Annotated in this window: 22 protein-coding genes and 1 pseudogene; 10 read left to right on the top strand and 13 right to left on the bottom strand. The window is 63.1% G+C overall.

Annotated features, from left to right (window positions below; all coding sequences use genetic code 11):
- Window positions 1-81: 81 nt before the first annotated feature.
- From CP49_RS30350 to CP49_RS30340, 3 genes are all read right to left on the bottom strand, one after another.
- On the bottom strand, window positions 82-948 hold the full coding sequence (locus tag CP49_RS30350) for a hypothetical protein (RefSeq protein WP_245310939.1): 867 nt from the start codon (window positions 946-948) through the stop codon (window positions 82-84).
- A 216-nt stretch (window positions 949-1,164) separates the two neighbouring features.
- Complete coding sequence (gene nhaA / locus CP49_RS30345; protein WP_057853803.1) at window positions 1,165-2,349, bottom strand: Na+/H+ antiporter NhaA; 1,185 nt, start codon at window positions 2,347-2,349, stop codon at window positions 1,165-1,167.
- Window positions 2,349-2,987 (bottom strand): TetR/AcrR family transcriptional regulator, encoded by a 639-nt coding sequence (locus tag CP49_RS30340; RefSeq protein ID WP_057853802.1) that lies wholly within the window; start codon window positions 2,985-2,987, stop codon window positions 2,349-2,351. Before CP49_RS30340 ends, nhaA begins: the two co-directional genes overlap by 1 nt.
- 152 nt (window positions 2,988-3,139) lie before the next feature.
- On the opposite strand from CP49_RS30340, the gene CP49_RS30335 reads away from it, so the two are divergent.
- Together CP49_RS30335 and CP49_RS30330 are read left to right on the top strand one after the other, a co-directional pair.
- Complete coding sequence (locus CP49_RS30335) at window positions 3,140-3,349, top strand: ferredoxin (RefSeq protein WP_057853801.1); 210 nt, start codon at window positions 3,140-3,142, stop codon at window positions 3,347-3,349.
- Between the two features lie 61 nt (window positions 3,350-3,410).
- A complete protein-coding gene (locus CP49_RS30330) occupies window positions 3,411-4,631 on the top strand; it encodes a cytochrome P450 (RefSeq protein ID WP_057853800.1) in 1,221 nt (406 codons plus the stop codon).
- A 45-nt stretch (window positions 4,632-4,676) separates the two neighbouring features.
- Here the strand turns inward: CP49_RS30330 and CP49_RS30325 are convergent, their stop codons facing one another.
- A complete protein-coding gene (locus CP49_RS30325) occupies window positions 4,677-5,645 on the bottom strand; it encodes a Bug family tripartite tricarboxylate transporter substrate binding protein (protein WP_057853799.1) in 969 nt (322 codons plus the stop codon).
- Between the two features lie 93 nt (window positions 5,646-5,738).
- A complete protein-coding gene (locus CP49_RS30320) occupies window positions 5,739-6,776 on the bottom strand; it encodes a LacI family DNA-binding transcriptional regulator (RefSeq protein WP_057853798.1) in 1,038 nt (345 codons plus the stop codon).
- A gap of 220 nt (window positions 6,777-6,996) precedes the next feature.
- Here CP49_RS30320 and CP49_RS30315 point away from each other — a divergent pair, with 220 nt between their 5' ends.
- The 7 genes from CP49_RS30315 to CP49_RS30285 all read left to right on the top strand — a co-directional run bounded on the left by CP49_RS30315 (window position 6,997) and on the right by CP49_RS30285 (window position 11,636).
- Window positions 6,997-7,794 (top strand): SDR family NAD(P)-dependent oxidoreductase, encoded by a 798-nt coding sequence (locus CP49_RS30315; protein WP_057853797.1) that lies wholly within the window; start codon window positions 6,997-6,999, stop codon window positions 7,792-7,794.
- A 66-nt stretch (window positions 7,795-7,860) separates the two neighbouring features.
- The gene (locus tag CP49_RS30310) at window positions 7,861-8,394 is read left to right on the top strand and encodes a VOC family protein (RefSeq protein ID WP_057853796.1); all 534 of its coding nucleotides are present in this window, start codon (window positions 7,861-7,863) and stop codon (window positions 8,392-8,394) included.
- A gap of 93 nt (window positions 8,395-8,487) precedes the next feature.
- Window positions 8,488-9,048 carry a carboxymuconolactone decarboxylase family protein gene (locus tag CP49_RS30305; RefSeq protein ID WP_057853795.1) on the top strand — a complete coding sequence of 187 codons (561 nt, stop codon included), beginning with the start codon at window positions 8,488-8,490 and terminating at the stop codon, window positions 9,046-9,048.
- Window positions 9,049-9,123: 75 nt separating this feature from the next.
- The gene (locus tag CP49_RS30300; RefSeq protein ID WP_057853842.1) at window positions 9,124-9,549 is read left to right on the top strand and encodes a DOPA 4,5-dioxygenase family protein; all 426 of its coding nucleotides are present in this window, start codon (window positions 9,124-9,126) and stop codon (window positions 9,547-9,549) included.
- A gap of 301 nt (window positions 9,550-9,850) precedes the next feature.
- The gene (locus tag CP49_RS30295) at window positions 9,851-10,759 is read left to right on the top strand and encodes a DUF2778 domain-containing protein (protein ID WP_057853841.1); all 909 of its coding nucleotides are present in this window, start codon (window positions 9,851-9,853) and stop codon (window positions 10,757-10,759) included.
- Complete coding sequence (locus tag CP49_RS30290; protein WP_057853794.1) at window positions 10,756-11,025, top strand: hypothetical protein; 270 nt, start codon at window positions 10,756-10,758, stop codon at window positions 11,023-11,025. The genes CP49_RS30295 and CP49_RS30290 overlap by 4 nt, the downstream gene beginning before the upstream one ends.
- 5 nt (window positions 11,026-11,030) lie before the next feature.
- On the top strand, window positions 11,031-11,636 hold the full coding sequence (locus CP49_RS30285; protein ID WP_057853793.1) for a nuclear transport factor 2 family protein: 606 nt from the start codon (window positions 11,031-11,033) through the stop codon (window positions 11,634-11,636).
- Here CP49_RS30285 and CP49_RS30280 read toward each other — a convergent pair.
- From CP49_RS30280 to CP49_RS30245, 8 genes are read right to left on the bottom strand one after another with little or no spacing between them, the layout of a single operon-like run.
- The gene (locus CP49_RS30280; protein WP_197423283.1) at window positions 11,629-12,669 is read right to left on the bottom strand and encodes a uroporphyrinogen decarboxylase family protein; all 1,041 of its coding nucleotides are present in this window, start codon (window positions 12,667-12,669) and stop codon (window positions 11,629-11,631) included. The genes CP49_RS30285 and CP49_RS30280 overlap by 8 nt on opposite strands.
- 26 nt (window positions 12,670-12,695) lie before the next feature.
- Window positions 12,696-13,565, bottom strand: coding sequence for a fumarylacetoacetate hydrolase family protein (locus CP49_RS30275; protein WP_057853792.1), 870 nt, complete (start codon window positions 13,563-13,565; stop codon window positions 12,696-12,698).
- On the bottom strand, window positions 13,562-14,227 hold the full coding sequence (locus tag CP49_RS30270; protein ID WP_057853791.1) for a polysaccharide deacetylase family protein: 666 nt from the start codon (window positions 14,225-14,227) through the stop codon (window positions 13,562-13,564). Before CP49_RS30270 ends, CP49_RS30275 begins: the two co-directional genes overlap by 4 nt.
- A gap of 12 nt (window positions 14,228-14,239) precedes the next feature.
- On the bottom strand, window positions 14,240-15,037 hold the full coding sequence (locus tag CP49_RS30265; protein ID WP_057853790.1) for an ABC transporter permease: 798 nt from the start codon (window positions 15,035-15,037) through the stop codon (window positions 14,240-14,242).
- Window positions 15,038-15,044: 7 nt separating this feature from the next.
- Window positions 15,045-15,842: an ABC transporter ATP-binding protein gene (locus CP49_RS30260; RefSeq protein ID WP_245310938.1), complete on the bottom strand. Its 798-nt coding sequence runs from the start codon at window positions 15,840-15,842 to the stop codon at window positions 15,045-15,047.
- Window positions 15,821-16,576, bottom strand: coding sequence for an ABC transporter permease (locus tag CP49_RS30255; protein WP_057853788.1), 756 nt, complete (start codon window positions 16,574-16,576; stop codon window positions 15,821-15,823). Before CP49_RS30255 ends, CP49_RS30260 begins: the two co-directional genes overlap by 22 nt.
- A 9-nt stretch (window positions 16,577-16,585) precedes the next feature.
- On the bottom strand, window positions 16,586-17,557 hold the full coding sequence (locus CP49_RS30250; RefSeq protein WP_057853839.1) for an ABC transporter substrate-binding protein: 972 nt from the start codon (window positions 17,555-17,557) through the stop codon (window positions 16,586-16,588).
- A gap of 52 nt (window positions 17,558-17,609) precedes the next feature.
- Complete coding sequence (locus CP49_RS30245) at window positions 17,610-18,338, bottom strand: GntR family transcriptional regulator (RefSeq protein WP_057853787.1); 729 nt, start codon at window positions 18,336-18,338, stop codon at window positions 17,610-17,612.
- A 206-nt stretch (window positions 18,339-18,544) separates the two neighbouring features.
- On the opposite strand from CP49_RS30245, the pseudogene CP49_RS30240 reads away from it, so the two are divergent.
- Window positions 18,545-18,769, top strand: a pseudogene (locus tag CP49_RS30240) (MarR family transcriptional regulator); the annotation flags it as partial.

Below are 18,769 nucleotides of genomic sequence, written 5' to 3'. Positions count from 1 at the left end.
AGCGGCCGGAGCGGCGCGGCCGGCTCTGATCAGTCCAGCACCTGTCCCTGAGCGATCGGCCGGGCTCTTCCAGCTTCGTTGCTAGTTCTTGATCGCGTAAAGCGGGGTTCGGAGCGTGAGCTGGTAGGACGGCTTCGGCGTCCATGCGATCTGCGCGGTGATACCAAACAGGCGGTTGTCGTCGTTGTCCATGCGATCGAGGTCGAACCGCACGATCGGCTGCGTGAATGCGGGGAACGGCGTCAGGTTCAGAAGCTGCGCGCCGCCGAAGGATTGCACGCCGAAACGGCCGGTGAGCTTCCAGTTGTTGTCCCACTGATAATAGCCGCCGACGTAGCCCATGATATCGGGGTTGACGCGGGCGAGCGGGGTATCGACGAAGACCCTGGCGTATTGCATCCCCGCGAGCAGCCCGCGCGTTTCATCCGCGTCCAGCGCGTAGTCCGCCTCGAGAATGGTGTTGTAGGCGGTCGTGGCCAGCGGGGCGTCCGAAATCGATCGCGTCGCGTTGGACTGAACGGTGATGGTCGGAAACGTTCCGCCGTTCTGCTGATAGATGTCGGCCTGGAATCCGACGGTGAAGGCGTAGATCGAGAACGCCGTCCAGGGATCGGCACCCGCCTGCGACGTGGCTCCGCTGACGCCGCCATAGACCGAGAGCCGATCGTTGACATCGACGGTCAGAGGCAGGTCGATCGAGAGGCTTTGGCTGGACGGCGAAGTCAGGGTTCGGAGCGAGGAAAGATTTGCCAGCCTCGACAGTAACGGAGGTGCGCTAAACCCGATCGAAAGCGAGCCGGCGGGCAGCGTCGAGTAGATGGTTCTTATATCGAGATAGAGGTTCGGCAGGGCCGGTTTGGTCGTGGCCGCATCCTCCTCATCGTCGTCTTTGTCTTTTCCAAGAGCAAGGGTGGAAAGACATAACGACACCAGCACGGCTAGCGCCACGGCTCTTGCGGATCGCGCTGGGGCGAATGGCAGACCGCGCGGTGCAGTGGATCGGGTAAAATTCGTGCTCAATCGACGCCGCCTTTGACTGGCCAACATGACCATTTGGCCGCGGCGAATACAAGCAGCCGCTACCGCGCGGGCTTCGATATCATGACCGGTGTGGCGCGTTTGCGTCGCCGCGGATTCGTGGTCGTTTCGTCGGCTGCCTCCTTGTCAGGAATGTGAAATCCGGCTTGATCGCTCGATCGCCGAGAACATCAGCGCGGCGACGATACCGGACAACAGCGACGCCATGAGAACGCCGAGCCGGACTTGCTTCAGGATTGTCTCGTCGTCGAAGGCCAGCGTTCCGATGAAGAGGCTCATGGTGAAGCCGATGCCGGTCAGGATGGCCATGGCATAGAGCTTTGCCATCGTTGTCCCGTCCGGCACCGCAGCCAGGCCCAGCCTTATGGCAAGCAGCGAAGCGCCGAACACCCCGATCTGCTTGCCGATGAAAAGCCCCGCGATAATGCCAAGCGGTATCGGCGCTACCAGATTTGAAAAGGTCAGGCCATGAAGCGATACGCCGGCATTGGCGAAGGCAAAGATCGGAATGATGGCGAAATTGACCCACGGCTTGAGTGCGTGTTCGGTATCTTCGAGCAGGCTGTGGCCGCCGTGCCGTGTCAGCGGCATCGCGAAGCCGACGGCGACGCCGGCGAGCGTCGCGTGCACCCCGGATTTGAGTACGCAGACCCAGGTGAACAGGCCTGCGATCAGATAGAATGCCGGCCTGCGAACATCGAGCAGGTTGAGGACCGCAAGTGCGGCGACGCCGAACCCGCCGAGCGCCAGCGCCAGAACCGAAAGGTTGGCGGCATAGAAGATCGCGATGACGATGATTGCCATCAGGTCGTCGATGATTGCGAGCGCCAATAGAAAAGTTTTCAGCGAAGCCGGCACCTTGCGTCCCAGCATCGCGCAGACGCCGAGCGCAAAGGCGATGTCGGTGGCTGCCGGTATGGCCCAGCCGCGCAACGCCTGCGCGTCGCCCCAATTCACAGCAGCAAAGATCGCGGCCGGTGTGACGAAGCCACCGAACGCGGCGATCACGGGCAATGCCGCTTTCTTCGGGCTCGCCAGTGCACCCTCAATCGCCTCGCGCTTGATCTCAAGGCCGACCAGCAGAAAGAACACCGCCATCAAGCCGTCGTTGATCCAGTGTTCGAGCGTCTTGGTCAGCCCGATCGATCCGATACGCACCTCTCCGTTCGTGTGCAACAACGCTTGGTATTGAGGCCCGAGCGGCGAGTTTGCGACGATGAGAGCTGCAGCCGCAGCGACGCCGAGCGCGATACCGCCGTAGAGGTCTGTATTGTCGGCGGTGTGAGGGGAGTCTACTGGAGACTTGGCCATTATGAGGCGGCCTTGCCGGCCGCTTCGATGGCGACCGACAACGCGAGCTTGGTCTCGTGCACGATGTCCTCGACCAATTCCTCCCGGCTGACATGGGCAACCTGACCGGTGAGCAATCCTTGTTCGGCCAGCATCACTACGCCGTGCAGCGAGGCCCAGACCTTCAGGGCGCTACGCTCGCGCAACAGCCCCACGGCGGGGGCTTCCAGCGCTTCCACCAGGAGTTCGAAGGTTTCCATTGCCGCGCTCTGCAGCTCGCTGCCTTTCGGTGCGCATGCCATGGTTCGCGACGCGAACATCAGGCGATAGATGCCGTTGCGGCGCAGTCCGAAATCAAGCGTGAGCTGCGCGAAGCGCGACAGCTTCGACTGCTTCGACGGCTTTTCGATCGCCGTTCGCATCATGGCGCTGAACTGGCGAAACGCTTCGGCCGTGACGGCCGTCAGCAACGTCTCGCGATCGGCAAAGTGCTTGTAGGGCGCGGGCTGCGAGACGCCGAGTTTCTTGGCAAGCGCGCTGATGCTGATCGCTTCGGGGCCGCTGAGCTCGACCTCGTGCAACGCGGCCTGAACCAGGGCATCGCGGAGATCCCCATGGTGATAGGCGTTGAGTGCTTTGCGTGCGGGTCGAGGCGGCATTCAGTTCCATGATCTATAACTTTTGCCTTGACAGCACAACGGCAACGCGAATGTAATACGATATAACTTCGCGGTGAGCCGGCGGGTCTGCGCCGTCGCGCCGAGAGAAGGCCGTGCGAGACAATGCGCGCCACAAAAAGGGAAACGCTGCGATGGCTGGAAAGCTGAAAATCCGCGTCGACCAGGACAAATGCCAGGGGCACGCGCGCTGCAAATCATTAGCGCCCGAACTGTTCGACCTCGACGAATTCGGCAACGCGCACGAAGTCGGCGATGGCTCCGTGCCCGCGGGGCTTGAAGACAAGGCCTGGCTCGCCCAGAGCAACTGCCCCGAGATCGCGATCGAAGTGACTGAGGAATAGTCCGGTCGCGCGATTATTAATCCACCACGATCTGAACGAACCAAGCAGAGGAATTGCTCCGATGTCCGATTCCGCCAGCATCATGCCCGAACATCCGCCGGTCACCGACTGGGTCAACGATTTCGATCACACCGATCCGACCTGGACGGAAAACCCGTTTCCGATCTGGGAAAAGCTGCGTGCGGCTTCGCCGGTCGTTCACACCGAGCGGTTCCTCGGCTGCTACATGCCGACCACCTACCAGGCAGTGAAGGAAATCGCCTACGATACCGATCATTTTTCATCCCGGCGCGTCATCGTGCGCGATGTGCGGCCGGAAATCACGGCGAGGGCGCCGCCGATCACCTCCGATCCGCCTGAGCACAAGCCTGCCAAGCAATTGCTGTTGCCGCCGTTTACGCCGGACGCGATGAAAAAGCTCGAGCCGCGGGTGCGTGCCATCTGCAACGAGCTGATCGACGAGTTCATCGCCGATGGCAAATGCGACGCCGCCGCGCGATACACCAAGCACGTCCCGGTCCGCGCCATCGCGCATATGCTTGGAATTCCGGAGAAGGACGGCGATCTCTTCATCAAGTGGATTCACGGCATCCTCGAACTCGGCATCAAGGACGATAACGCGCTGATGGACGCGGTGAGGGAGATGACCGGCTATTTCGCCGGCCATATCGAGCATCGCAAACAGAATCCGACCGACGACCTGATCTCGACGCTGATGAATGCGAGGGACAAGGATGGAAATCCGCTGGCGGACGAGCATGTGCTGGGTTCGCTGCGGCTGCTGCTGATCGCCGGCATCGACACCACCTGGAGCGCGATCGGCTCCTCGCTGTGGCATCTGGCAAAGACGCCGGCGGACCGCGAGCGCCTTGTCGCGGAGCCGGAGCTGATGCCGCTCGCGGTCGAGGAGCTGTTGCGGGCCTATTCGCCGGTGACGATGGCGCGCGAGGTGGTGAAGGAGACGACTGTCAGCGGCTGCCCGGTCAAGCCCGGCAATATGGTGCTGCTGTCATTCCCGGCCGCCAACCGCGATCCGTCGATGTTCCCCGATGCCGACAAGGTGGTGATCGACCGCAAGGAGAACCGCCACGCGGCGTTCGGCCTCGGCATTCACCGCTGTGTCGGCTCCAATCTCGCCCGCATGGAAATGACGGTTGCGATCGAGGAATGGTTGAAGCGGATTCCGGATTTCAGGCTCGACCCGGCCGGCAAGGTCACCTGGTCGGAAGGCACCGTGCGCGGCCCGCGCCAGTTGCCCATGCTGTTCGGCAAGGCGAACTAGGCGGGGGAGGGCCGATGGATCGGCCCTCCTTTTTGCGTTCTGCCGCTACTTGACCTCGATCTTTGCGTCGCTCGCGACCTTCTTCCAGGCTTCGATATCGCGGGCGTTGATGTCGCGCTGCTGGTCTCCGGCGATGAAGTCCGCCGAGATGCCGAGCGCCAGCAGTTTTTCGACGATGTCAGCCTCAGCCAGCGACTCCTTCAGCGCGCCGGAGATTTTTTGCGCAACGGAAGCGGGAACGCCCGCGGGCGCATACATCACCCACGATAGGCTCCGTTCGAAGTCGACGCCTTGCTCCTTGTAGCTCGCAACCTCCGGCAGGCTCGGAGATCGTCCCCCGCACACCGCGAGTGCCTTCAGTTTTCCATCCTTCACCAGCGGCGTCCCGGTCGCCATGTCGACCAGTCCTACCGAGACATGCCCGCCCATGAGGTCGTTGGCCAGTTTGGCCGCGCCGCTGAACGGGACATGCTGCAGGCGGACGCCTGCTTTCTGAGAGAGGATTTCGCCGCAGAAATGTCCAGTCGAGCCGACGCCCCAGCTTCCATACTGGATCGGCTCACCCTTCTTCGATAGCTCGGTCAGGCCGCGCAGATCGTTGGCAGAAAAATCCTTCGCTGCGATGAGAAGAATGGAAGACGTTCCGATCCGTCCGATGGTCGTAAAGTCCTTGATCGGATCATAGGGCAGATTCGGATAGACCGCCGGCGCGAGCACATGGGTGGTCATGCCGCCGATCGTGATGGTGTAGCCATCGGGCGGAGAGGTCGCCGCCTGCTGCGCGCCGATGGTGCCTGCGGCGCCGGTGCGGTTTTCGACGTAGATGGTTTGCCCGAGACGTTTGCTCATCCGGTCGGCAAGCAGCCGGCCGAGCACATCGCCGCCACCGCCGGCTCCGAACGGCAACAGCATCTTGATCTTCTTGGAGGGGTAGTCGGCCGCGTCCTCGGCGTGGGCCGGACATGCCACCGACGCGAACGCAAGCAGCGAAAGCATTGTTACGCGTAATTTCATTTACTCTACTCCCTGGGTTTCCCATTTTTTGTTTTGGTCGTTCGCCGCCAGCGTTCTTCGCCGGTCGTGAAAATCGGTAACGCCGTCGCGCGATCAGGGCGCACGCGGCTTGGCGCCAGAGTGCCGAAGAATGAATCGTGTCGGCAGATAGACCGGGCGTACCTTCCGCGCCTCGTCGCCGCCGCGGATCCGGTCGAGCAGGATGTTGGCGGCGACCCGGCCCATCTGGCCCAGGTCCCAGGTCAACGCGGAGATGCCCGGCGTTGCATGTCGGGCGAGATCAGTGTCGCCGATGCACACCAGCGAGACGTCGTCAGGATAGCGCAGGCCGGTGCTGGAGAGTGCGTCCATCACGCCGGCCAGCATGTGCGTCCCCAGCGTAATGATCGCGGTCGGACGGTTGGGGCCTCGTAGCAACTGGCAGACGTCGCTGAACGCAATGCTCGACCCTTGGGTTTGCGGCCGGATCAAATCGGGGTCGACCTCGAGCTTTGCCTCGGCATGGGCCTGGCGATAGCCGGCAAGCCGCTCCGAACTCGGCAGCAACGCCGCGCGTCCGGTGAGCAGCGCGATACGGCGATGGCCGAGCCCGATGAGATAGCGCGTGATTTCGAGGCCGCCGCCGCGATGGTCCGCTCGCACCGATGGGACGCCCGGCACCTCGCGATCGACCGCCACGCAGGGCAGCCCCAGGTTTGCGAGCGCATCGGTGAAATCCGTGTGGGCGTTGTCGCCGGCGAACAGCAACAATCCGTCCATGCGCCGCCGGCGCACCGCTGATACGAACGCCGTCTCGCGGTCTTCCTCGTGCCGGGTCGCGGCGAGCATCAAGACATAGCCGGCGCGCTGGAATTCTTCCTCCGCGCCATTGATCATTTCGCTGTAGAGCGGGTTGGAGAGGTCGGAGACCATGCAGCCGATTGTCTTGCTCTCGCGCGAACGCAAGGCCTGCGCCGCCGAATGCGGCTCGAAGCGCAGGCGGATGACCGCCCGCATGATCCGCGCATGCAATTCCGGGCTGGTGTGCGGCTCGCCGTTCAGGACCCGGCTGACGCTGCTGACCGATACGCCGGCCTGGGCGGCGACGTCGCGGATCGTCGGTCGTGCAGGCTGGGCCTGGCGCAACGACATTGCAGAACTCCCTTGAGCATCACCAATCGACGCAAGTAACGGAAGCCTAACGCATTCTGGAAACGATATTCAAGCGACATGGCTACAAATTCGCGCCTTGCAGAACGGCCTAAGACAAAGTATGGAAACGTTTCCAGAAAACGCCGGGAACAAGGCAGACGCGCTGTTGCGCCCGATAACAAGACGGCCGGACGGCCGCAGGTGGGAAGCGGATTAAGCCATGACACGGCGTGTCGAGGGAAAAGTGGCCCTTGTGACCGGCGCGGCCAACGGCATCGGGCGCAGCGCAGCCCTGGTGCTGGCACGCGAGGGTGCAAAGATCGTCGCAACCGACCTGCAGGACGAGAAGGGCGCGAGCCTGCTGCGCGAATTGCGTGCCGCCGGATCTGAGTGCGAGTACTACCACCACGATGTGACAAGCGAGGAAGACTGGCAGTCGGTCGTGGCCCAGACCCGGGCAAGGTTCGGCAGGCTCGACATTCTCGTCAACAATGCCGGGATAGGCCTCTCGGGCCCCGTCGTCGATATGGCCTTCGCCGACTGGAAGCGGCAGATGGCTGTCAATCTGGACGGCGTCTTCCTCGGCGTGAAGCATTCGCTCCCGCTCATGCGCGAGGGAGGAGGGGGAAGCATCATCAACGTTTCCTCGATTGCGGGAATCAAGGCGTCGCCGAATGTCTCCGGCTATTGCGCGACCAAGGGCGGCGTGCGGCTGTTCACGAAATCGATCGCATTGGAATGCGCGGCTGCCAAGGACGGTGTCCGCGTCAACTCGGTGCATCCCGGCATCACCGAAACCGCCATCTGGGACACGTTGATCGGCACCGTCGAAGATGGCTCGAATGGCGGACGGGAGCGTGGGCCGACGCTGGATAAGCTCACCGAACGTGCCGTCCCGCTCGGGTACAAGGCCGCACCTGAAGATATCGCCAACGGCATCCTTTGGCTCGCCAGCGACGAGAGCCGCTATGTCACCGGCACTGAACTGGTGATCGACGGCGGTAGGTCGATCGGCTGAAGGCCGCGATCAGAAGAACAATAGGCGGAAAAGGATGTGCCGCCGCCAAACAGACGGGAGTTCGTCATGAGTCGTATCTTTGGTGCAGTCTGCCAGAACGGCTATGTCGTGCGGGATATCCGCGCCGCCATGGACCACTGGGTCAATGTGATGGGGGTCGGGCCCTGGTACTATATCGATCGGGTCAAAACCGACTACTTTCGCCACCGCGGTCACGACTCTGCCATGGAGATGAGCGTGGCGCTGGCCAATTCCGGCGATCTCCAGATCGAATTGATCCAGCAGCGAAACGACGCGCCTTCGATGTACAAGGAGTTTCTCGACTCCGGCTGCGAAGGGCTGCAGCACATGTCGTACTGGACCCGGGACTATCAGGCCCTCTACGACCGCGCGCTCTCGCTCGGCTACAAGGTGGGACACGAGGGCCAGATCGGTGGCGAGCAGGGCCGCTTCGCGTATTTCGATACCCAGGCTCATCCCGGCACCGTGGTGGAGATTTCAGACATCAGCGGCAGCAAGGGCAGCTTCTTCGAGCGCATCCGTCGGGTCGCTGCCGGGTGGGACGGCTCCGATCCTATCCGCGAAGTCGGCGGGCGATGAGCGGTGCGTATCGTGCCAACTAAGGCTTGGGCGGTGACATTCAGTTCGGATCAGCGCGCGGAAAGAGAAACGGCAAACGTAAGGAATAGCCAGATGGCAAGACTACCCCTGATCGATCCGGCGGCAACCAGCGGCGACGTGCGGGCGTCCTTTGACAGGATGCCGGTCGTACTGAACATCTTCCGGATGATGGCGCATGCCGAAGCCAATTTCATTCCGGCGATGCGTTTTGCCAATTCGATCCTGCACCGCCAGAAGCTCAGCCACGCCAACCGCGAATTGCTGATCCTCCAGGTCGCGCAGTGGGAGCATGGTACCTATGAGTGGCGGCAGCATGTTCCGATCGCGCTCGGCGTCGGTGTCACGCAGCGGCAGATCGACTGCATCGAGCAAGGCAAGTACGAGGATGCCGCGTTCAATGCTGCGGAAAAGGCGCTGCTGGCGTTTGGCCGGGAAGTAATCGAGAACGTGCGCGTCGCCGAGCCAGTATTTGCCGCGATGCGCAAGCATTTCGGCGAGCAGGAGATTGTCGAATCGATCCTCGCAATCGGCTTCTACATGACGATGGCGCGACTGACGGAAGCGACCGAGGTTGATCTCGACCCGGCCGCCGGTATGACCGTCTTCGAGAGCAGCCGGAAGCGATCGGGCTGACGCTACGCATTGACCACGCCGCGGCTTGCAGCGATCATCGGGCGGTCCAAGAGCAACCATGGCGCGGAGCGTGCAATGACGGGTGATCAGGGGTCGGGCGGTCCGCGACCATTGCGGGAGATCGCCAGCTATCACGCCCATGTCTACTACGACCCGGCGACGACACGGGCCGAAGCCGAGCAATTGCGCACCTGGATCGGCGAGCGCTTCTCGGTCACGCTCGGGCGGTGGCACGACGTCAAGGTCGGTCCGCACGACCAGGCCATGTACCAGGTGGCCTTTGCCCGGGAGATATTTCCCGAATTGGTCCCGTGGCTGATGCTCAATCACGGCAATCTAAGCGTTCTGGTGCATCCGAATACGATCAACCCGCGCCGGGACCACCTCGCCGATCCGATCTGGATCGGGCCGGCACTCGCTGTGCATGCCGACAAGCTGCCGGAGCACGCTGAGATGGAGCAGGCGCCGGTACCGAATACCAGCCCGACTCTCCGGCCCTGATTGCAGCCTTCCCCCCCCCGCAAGCCGCGTGCGCATTTTACCACCACGGCGCCGTGCAGGGGGCTGGGGATTTGGCCGGCCGGGCAGGACGGCTGTTGCAGCCTGTCTCGATTATGCCTTACTTTGGCTTGCATTATGTTGGGAATTATTCGGTGAATCCCTCTCGGAATCAGACGTGATTCCGAAAGCCGCGCCGAGCCGGGGACGGATGGATAAAAGGGCGACCAGCGCAGCCAGGCTTACGTCAAGCCGCGGAAGTCGATTGTTGCGTGAAGCGGCATTCGGCGTCACGGCGCTTGCCATGGCGTTGGGGCTGGCGGTCTGGGTGACCGGTTTCGACCTTACCACCTGGGTCAATCCAGCATCGGCGAATGTCCCTAGCACGTCCTCGTTCGACGAGCGCTTCGGCCCAAGCTCGGTGCGCCGTTCGCTCGCCATCAACTATCCTTGGCGTGCCGCTCCCCGCCCGCAGCGCGCGGACTTCGATGCGGAGTTCGCGTACATCGAAATTCTGTTGGGCGGACAATCGCGCGAGGAGCAATCGCGTGAGGAGAACGTGCAGCCCCCGCCGCCCGCCCCGACGGTCGAGGCAGCCATCCCGCTCCCGAGGTCCCGGCCGGTCCTGGCCAACCTTCAGTCGGCGAGAAGCGATCCGCCGCCGGTCTCGTCCGACAACCGCACCATGTTCGAGAAGCTCGCCGATCTGGTGCCGATGCGCTTCTCGCTGGCGTCGCTGACGCCGGGGGACGGGCTACTCGGCGAGCGCAAGGATCTGACCGCGCTCGGCTACGACAGTCAGACGGCGGTCTACGACATTTCGGCCCGCGCCGTTTACTTGCCGAACGGCACCAAGCTCGAGGCACACTCAGGGCTGGGCGGCCTGATGGACAATCCGGCGTACGTCGACCAGCGCATGGTCGGCGCGACGCCACCGAACATCTACGACCTTAAGCCGCGTGAAAAGCTGTTTCATGGTGTCGCGGCGCTGCGCATGACCCCCGTGGGCGAAAACGAAATGCACGGGCGAACGGGGCTGCTCGTGCACAGCTATTTGCTCGGCCCCAATGGCGACTCCAACGGCTGCGTCTCGATCAAGGACTATGACAGGTTCCTGGCGGCGTATCGGAACGGCGAGGTCAAGCGCCTCGTCGTGGTGCCGAGCATGCGCGAAGGCCTCACTGCGGCGCGGCGTTCACCGTCCCCGTCATGAGCGCAGTCGCAGGCGATACCGCCGCTTCCGACACGCCGCTGCGTGCGGTTTTCAAGATCAACCTGAACGGCAAGACGGTGTCGATCGGCACCGTCGGCCAGGCCTATCGCTTCATCACCAATCTCAGCTCGGTCGAATGGATCGAATTCCGCGCGCTGCACGCCGATGCCGTGCACGCGCTGCAGGGCGCCGCTGATAACGCGATGCTGACCGTACAGGCGACCAATGCGCTGCGTGCGCTGTTCGTCCGCGCGAAACTACTGTGAGTCCCATGGCCGCAAGCGAAATCGAAGACGACCGCCTGATCCGCGAATTGCTGCAGAACTGGGCGATCTGGCGCGATGCCGGAGACTGGGAGCGTTTCCGCACAGTCTGGCATCCGGACGGCCGCATGATGGCGACCTGGACGCAGGGCACCGGCGACGAGTTCATCGAGATCAGCAAGCAGGCCTGGACCAAGGGCGTCAGCATCCTGCATTTCCTCGGCGGCATCTCGGTCGATCTCGCAGGACACCGCGCGATCTCGCAGACCAAGATGACGATCTCGCAGCGCGCCGAGGTCGAGGGCGTGCTGTGCGACGTGCTCTGCACCGGCAGGTTCTACGATTTTCTGGAGAAGCGCGCCGGGCGCTGGGGCATCGTGCTGCGCCAGCCGATCTATGAGAAGGACCGGATGGACCCCGTCGCGCCCGGCGCGGTGCCCGTTCTCGACAAGGCGCTGCTCGAGCAGTTTCCGCCGGGCTACCGGCATCTCGCTTATTTGCAGACCCGCATCGGTTACACGGTGAAGCGCGACATGCCGGGCCTGAAAGGGCCCGAAGTCGAGGCTTTGTACGCGCGCGGTGCGGCGTGGCTGGAGGGCAAGCCGCTTAGCTAATCTCCTTGCGGACGGCTGCCGCCGCGTCGCACATCGCTTTCAGTTTTCCGAACGCCACATGCCGCGGCATGTATTTCATGCCGCAGTCGGGAGCGACGACGAGGCGATCCGCGGCGACGTGCTTCAGCCCGTTGCGGATCCGGCCGGCCACCACATCGGCGGATTCGATCTCGGGATTGCCGAGGTCGAGCACGCCGAGCATGATCTTCTTCGACGACAGATCCTTGAGTACACGGAGATCGAGCTTTGGCTGCGCCGCCTCGATCGAGATCTGCTCGGCATTGGTGTCGGCGAGTTCGGCGAGAAAGGAATAGCCGGCCGGCTTGGTCGAGCCGGGCACGACCGCAGCATAGCCGAAGCACAGATGCACTACCGTCGGCACGGTGATGCCCTCGAGCGCGCGGTTGATGGCCTTCACGGCATAGCGGCGGGCAAGGTCCGGATTGTTGCGCACCCAGGGCTCGTCGAGCTGGATCACGTCGGCGCCGGCCTTTTGCAGGTCAAGCGCTTCGGAGTTGACGGCGGCGGCGAAGGCCATCGCCAGTTCCTCGTCGTCCTTATAGAATTCGTTCTTCGCCTGCTGGCTCATCGTGAACGGGCCGGGCAGGGTGATCTTGGCCGCGCGATCGGTGTTCTCCCGCAGAAATTCCATGTCGTGCAGCTCGACCGGGCCGCGACGTTTCACCGGGCCGACGACGCGAGGGACCGGCGTCTGGTGGCCGCTGCGCGAGGTGATCATCGCCGGATTTTCGTCGTCGATGCCGTCAAGCGCGGTTGCAAAGCGGTTGGAATAGCTTTCGCGGCGAATTTCGCCGTCGGTCACGATGTCGATCCCGGCGCGTTCCATGTCCCTGATCGCAACAATGGTGGCGTCGTCCTGCGCTTCCTCCAGATGCTCGGCCGGAAGCCGCCACATCGCATGCATGCGCGTGCGCGGCACTACCTTCGACAGCATCGCGCGATCGACCAGCCATTCCGGCTGCGGATAGCTGCCCACGACCGTGGTCGGCAGCAAGTGCTTTGGCAGGTTCATGAGTGTCTTCCTTGCTTTCTCAATGCTCAGGCCGCACGCGTCGCAGCCGCCGCAACTTCGTCCTTGACCGGATTGCGCAGCACGCCGATGCCGGAGACCTCGACCTCGACCACGTCGCCATCCTTCATCCAGAGCGGCGGCGTGCGATAGGCGCCGACGCCGCCGGCAGTGCCGGTGACGATAACGTCGCCAGGGACGAGCTCGGTGAATGTCGAGCAATAGGCGATCAGGGCAGGGACGTCGAACACGAGATCCGAGATGGGCGCGGCCTGCACCTCGACGCCGTTGAGGCGGGTCGCAATCGTCTGCTTGCTGATGTCAGGAATTTCATCCGTCGTGACCATCCATGGCCCGAATCCGCCGGTGCCAACGAAATTCTTGCCCGGCGCGAATTGCGAGGTGTGGCGCTGCCAGTCGCGGATGCTGCCGTCATTGTAGCAGGCATAACCAGCGACATGCGCGAGCGCCGCCTCGCGCGAGATGCGGCGGCCGGCCTTGCCGATGATGACAGCCATTTCGCCCTCATAGTCGAACCGCTCGGACTCCAGCGGCCGGATCATCGGCTGGCCGCCGCCGACCTGGCTGTTGGCAAAGCGGGTAAAGATCATTGGATGCGGCGGCGTCGGATGGCCGCTTTCGGCGAGATGTGTGGCGTAGTTGACGCCGATGCAGAAGATCTTGTCCGGATCGGGAACGGTCGGCAGCAACTCGATTTCGGCCAGCGCGTAGTCGGGACGTTCGCCTTGCAGCGCCTTCAGCGCGTCGAGCGATCCGTTTGCGAGCAACGTCTTCAGGGTTGGCCACTGCTTCAGCCGCTTGCCGGCGTCGACGATACCGGCGGTTGTCACCAGGCCGTAGGTTGCGGTCTGACCGGCCTTGAAACTCGCGATCTTCATTGTCTGGCACTTTCTTCGATGGAGGAAACATAGGACTCGATGGGGCGTACGATTTCGCCGGAGCGGATCGGGATGCAATCGGGTGGAAAATCCTGACGGAAGTGCGCGCCGGCTCTCTCGGCGCAGTCGATAAAGCGTTCAAGATGGTCCATCGCACCGCTCGGAAGGTCGTGCAGAACCATCAGGCTCCACGGCTGCGACCGGCACTGCGCCAGGGCCCGGTCGGTCCAGCCGTCGGGATCGTCCCAGTCGCGCGGGATCGCGTTCCAGAGCACGCAGCTATGCTTGTTGCGGATGAGGTAATCGACGACCGACGGTTTCAATAACCGGTCATCGAGATTGCCGCCGCCGCCGAACGGACGGAACCAGCGGTTGGTGTGCGCGAGGTCGCCGATCGCATCCTGAGTCCGCCCGATCTCGTTTTGCGCGGCCTCCGCATCGCGTTGCTGTCCGAGCGGTACCGAATGCGTGAAGGTGTGATTGCCGATCCAGTGGCATTCATCATGGGCCCGGGCCGCAAGCCGGCGGCGTTTGGCATCGCCGAGCTTCTCGCCGATCACGAAGAAGGTCGTCCTGATACCGCGTTCGCGCAAGATATCGAGCACGCGCGGCGTCACACCGGGCTCGGGACCGTTGTCGAATGTCAGCGTCAGGTCGAACACGCGAACACTCCGTCAGGTAGCAGGCTGCAGGGCCGCGGGCACGGTTTCTTCCGCGCTTTGCCCTGCGCGGGTGCCGGTCTGCCAGATCGCGGCCTTGCGCTCGATCCATTTGATCGCGGCGTTGAAGGCGATCGCCATCGCCAGCACCAGCAGCACGCCGGCGAACACATGCGGGCTGTCGAGAATGGTGCGGTAGCGCGAAATCAGATAGCCGATACCGGCGGACGAAATCAGCATTTCCGACACGACTACGCCGACGATCACGAGCGCACCGCCGACGCGCAGTCCCGACAGCACGGTCGGGATTGCGGCCGGGATAATCACGCGAACCAGCCGCTGGCTCAGCGTCGCGCCCATGCTGCGGGCTGCCAGCAGCAACTGCGGATCGATGGTCTGGATGCCGGCGGCGGTGGCCAGCATTGTTGGCAGGAAGCCGTAGATCGAGGCGAATGCGATCTTGGATTCCGAGCCGATACCGAGCCAGACCGTGAAGACCGGATAGAGGATGACCAGCGGCACCGCATAGAGACTCGAGACCATCGGCATGATCAGGATGCGCGGCCGTGGCAGGCTGCCGACGACGGCGCCGAAGAGAATGCCGCCGCCGCAGGCGAACGCCATCGAGATCGCGACCTCGTAGAGCGTTACGGCAAGGGCATGGCCGTACTCGCCTGCCTCGTTCCAACCGGCCGCGAGCGTCGACGACAGCGACGGCAGGAACAGCTCGGGAATGAAGCCGGCGCGCGGCAGGATCTCCCACAGAGCGATGAGGCTGATCACGATCAATCTGCGAAGCGTTGCCGCACTCATGTCAGCCTCACGCCGATTTGCGAATATGCCGCCAGATGCGGTCGCGCAGGCTGCCGAACGTGTCGCCGCTCAACATCTCGTAGGTGCGCGGGCGGGGCAGCGGGACCTGCAGGTGGTCGACGATGCGGCCGGGCCGCGGCGACATCACGATCACTTCGTCGGCGAGATAGACGGCTTCGGTCAGGCTGTGGGTGACGAACACTACGGTTTTGCCGGTCGCGGCCCAGATGCGTAGCAATTCGTCGCCCATGGTCATGCGGGTCTGTTCGTCGAGCGCTGCAAACGGCTCGTCCATGAGCAGCACCGGTGGGTCCTGCACCAGGCCGCGCGCGATCGAGACGCGCTGCTTCATGCCGCCGGATAGTTCATGCGGATGCCGTTTGCCGAAGCCGTCGAGGCCGACCAGTTTCAGTGCATCCTGCGCCCTGGTGCGGCGATCGCTTTTCGCGATGCCGCGGAGCGCCAGTGGAAACTCGACGTTTTCTTCCGCCGTCAGCCAAGGAAAGAGACTCGCTTCCTGAAACACCACACCGACCCGGTTCGGATCGGGCTCAGGGATCGGCGCGCCGCTGATGGTGATGGTGCCCGAGGTCTGCTGACGCAGGCCGGCCATCATCATCAGAAGGGTGGACTTGCCGCAGCCGCTCGGGCCGACCAGCACGACGAAGCGGCCAGGTTTGACATCGAGCGACACGTCCTCCAGCGCGACGACGTCCTGCGTCGTGGTCTTGAAGACCTGCCCGACATTGCGGACCTCGATCGCGCCGGCCGGCTTCAGCGGGGTTATGTTCGCCAATGGCTGCATCGTGTTTCCACCCATCTGACCAGTTCGTTGAAGGCAATCGCGATGGCCGCGATCATCACCACGCCGGCCAACAATTGCTTCATCTGGAAGTTTTCGCCCCAGGTCGCGATCTGATGCCCGATGCCGTCACGCGAGGCGTACATTTCGGCGAGGATGACGCCGGTGAGATTGAAGATCATCGAGATCCGCAGCGCTTCCAGCAGAACGGGAAGCATGCTCGGCAGATAAACGCGGAACGCAGTCTGCATCGGCGTCGCGCCATAGGAGCGTGCGACGGTCAGATGCTCGACCTTGACCGACTCCACCGCCGTCGTAGTCGACATGATCACGATGAATATGGTCGAGAAGAAGCCGAAGCCGACCTTCTGGGCAAAGCCGACGCCGAACACCAGGATGAACATCGGCAGGAAGATCGATTTCGGAATGCTGAATGCGAAGAACAGCAGGGGCTTTGCCACCTCGGCAAAATAGCGGTTCTCCGCGATCAGGAAGCCGATCAGCGCGCCGACGGGAACGGCGAGCGCGAACGCGGTTACCACCTCGCTCGCGGTGACCGCCAGATCCTTGCGCACGCTCGCCCGCTGCAGGAGATCGCCGAGCGTTGCCAGCGTGTCGGAGGCGGAGGGGAGCAGGCGCGGGTTGACGATGCCGGTTCGCGACAGGATTTCCCATATCGCAAACAGCGCCACCACAATGGCGATCCGCGCCGCCTTTACGCCTAGCCCGCTTCGCATCGTGCCAACTCAGAACTTGGTCGGAACCGGCTTGAACTGCGTCGAGATGATCTCCGCCGCCGGCCCAAGGTCCTTCATGCCGCCAGCCTTGGCCATGTCGAGCGCGAGCTGGAGCTGCTCGGGAATTTTCGGCCCGTCCATGCTGCCGTCAGTTTCCAGCTTCATGATCGTGTTCTCATATTCCAGCGCCGCGATCTCGGCGGGAATTTCATAGAGCTCGGTGATCAGCTTGACGGAAGCCTCCTTGTTGGCGCGCATGAACATCAGCGCGCCATAGAGCGCATTCAGCGTCTTCTGCACCATCTGCGGCTTGTCCTGCACGTATTTGTCGAGCGCGATCCAGCCTGCGGCGAGGTTCGGCGGCACCTCCTTGGAGAAGTCGAGGATGGTGCGCGCTTCGCCCGATCTGGAGATCTGGAAGCTCAGCGGCGAGTAGACCACTGCCGCGTCGACGTTCCCAGCAAGTAGGTTCGGCACCAGCCCGCCGCCGCCGACGGGAACGCGGGTGAATTCGATCTTCTTGTCCTGCTGGGTCCACAGCGCCAACAGGTCGGAGCCGGAGCCCGCCGAGGTAATCGCAACCTTCTTGCCGGCCAAATCCTTGACGCCGAGTGTCGATTTCGAAAGCGTCATCAACTGCCAGCCGTAGTAGCCCGTGGCGGCACTGGCGAGCACTTTGGAGTTCACGCCCTTCTTGCGCCCGGCCGATACCAGCGAGGTGGCGTCGAGAATGACGTCGGCGGCACCCGCCGCCATCGCCTCGAACGTCTCGGCACCGCCGCGATAGATTGTCAGCTCGGCCGCGATGCCTTCCTTCTCGAACAGTTTTTGGCGCACCGCGGTTTCCGCGATCGTGGTCGGCCAATAGGTCTTGGTGGGAAGGCCGATGCGGACGGTCTCGGCGGCCTGGGCCATGGCCGGTGCGCTGAGCACCGTGGCTGCCGTGATCGTTGCCAGAATATGCCGTCGCGTGATTTTCATGTGACGTTTCCCTTTGCGTTTTTCTTGATTGATTTGGTCTTCGAGCGAACGATCAGCCGGCGTTGCCACCCCCGGAAGCTTTCGCTGTGGCGAGTTCGACGAGATGCATGGTCGTCATGAAATGCTTCGAAAGCGCCGCGACTGCGGCATCTGCATCGCGCTTGAGCACGGCATGCACGATTGCCGCGTGTTCGGCCTCGACGTTGCGGGATTTTTCGGTGTTGCGGCGGATCGCGAGCCTCCGGTAGCGCTCGCTCTGCTCGTGCAGCACATCGCGAAACCCGAGCAGCCATTGCGATCCGCAGGCGTTCACCAGTGTCCGATGGAAGACGCGGTGACGCACCACCCATTCCTCATAGTGATGGGTCGGATCGTCAGGATAGGTATGGGGAACGGCGCAGAGCGTTGCGAAAGACCGCTCCACCGATGACAGCCATTCCTGGTCGCCGCGTTCGATCGAGCGGCGCAGCGCCAGCCCTTCGATATCGACGCGGGTTTGCGTCACGTCCTTGAGGTCGGCTGATGATACCGGGCTGACGCGAAAGCCGCGCTGGTCGGAGGCCTGCACCAGCCCGTCGGCGACCAGCCGCGACAGCGCTTCGCGCACCGCGGCGAGACTGACTGAAAACTGCTTGGCGAGCCCGGCGATATGCAGCTTCTGGCCGGGCAATAGCCGGGTCGAGAGAATATCCGCGCGCAGCCGCTCCTGAACGGCAGACGTCAGGCTTCGAGGCCGTTCGCCGGCAGGGTTCTCACCAAAACTCAACCCGATACTGCTCATGGCGGCGCAGATTGGCGGGCGAACCTGAAGGCGTCAATCGAAAATCGATTTTCTTTCTAGCACATTGGCTTTGCTGCGATTTTTAAATCCGAGCGAGGCGCCGATCGCCATTTTCCGAAGACCGGGTTTAGAAATCATGGTGACAATCATCCGATGCCGACGTAGATAGTTCGCATGCGAAATAAAATCCCGAATTCGATACTCAGATGACCGCCTGCCGCGAGCATCGCCTGGTGTTCCTGCTCAACGTCGCGCAGCGCCGGCTGCAGCGCTGGATCGCGGCGCAAACCCAGCAGAGCGGCGTTACGGCTGCACAGTCGGGGTTGCTGTTCGTTCTGGGCCAGCGCGACGGCGTGCTGATGGGCGAGGCGGGCGCGGCGCTGGATCTCGGCCCACCGGGCATCAGCGGGCTGGTGGACCGGATGACGGCG

This window comes from Bradyrhizobium valentinum, from assembly GCF_001440405.1.
Classification (GTDB): domain Bacteria; phylum Pseudomonadota; class Alphaproteobacteria; order Rhizobiales; family Xanthobacteraceae; genus Bradyrhizobium; species Bradyrhizobium valentinum.
The sequence above is the reverse complement of the archived record's forward strand: the minus strand, read 5'-3'. Positions and strand labels throughout refer to the sequence as shown.